At 34.6% G+C, this 503-nt stretch carries 1 protein-coding gene; it reads left to right on the top strand.

The window, feature by feature from the left end; all coding sequences use genetic code 11:
- A partial coding sequence (locus KQ486_RS14280; protein ID WP_216688008.1) for a tyrosine-type recombinase/integrase occupies window positions 1-503 on the top strand: 503 nt, incomplete at both ends.

The raw sequence follows: 503 nt of genomic DNA, 5'->3' as shown, positions 1-503 counted from the left end.
CTCGGACAATCAACCCTTTGAATATATATTTTTTAATCGTTTAAAAAATGAAAATCTTTCTGCACGCTCAATAGAAAAGCGAACTACAGAATATAATACTCACATAAAAGAAAGGTTCGGAAATATCCCTATTGGCAAAATCACTACTACGCAATGTACTGCTTTCAGGAATTATTTGTTAAACGATGCAGGTCTTTCTGTTGGCTATGCACGATCTGTGTGGGCAGGTTTTAAAGCAGTTATCAATTACGCCAAAAAGCATTACAAGCTCTTATACGACCCCACATTATCGGTAACTCCTATTCCCAGAACAAAACCACAAGCTAAATTTATCACTCGTGAAGAATTTGATGAAAAAGTAGAACAAATCACAAACGATACTTCTCGTCAGCTAACTAAACTGTTATTTTATTCTGGTCTTAGAATAGGCGAAGCTTTAGCTTTGCAGTGGAAAGATTACGATAAAATAAAAGGCGAAATTGACGTAAATAAGAAAATCAATT

The organism is Allobacillus halotolerans (assembly GCF_018967645.1).
Lineage (GTDB): Bacteria > Bacillota > Bacilli > Bacillales > Alkalibacillaceae > Allobacillus > Allobacillus halotolerans.
Note: the sequence above shows the minus strand (reverse complement) of the source record. Positions and strands in the feature narration are given on the sequence as shown.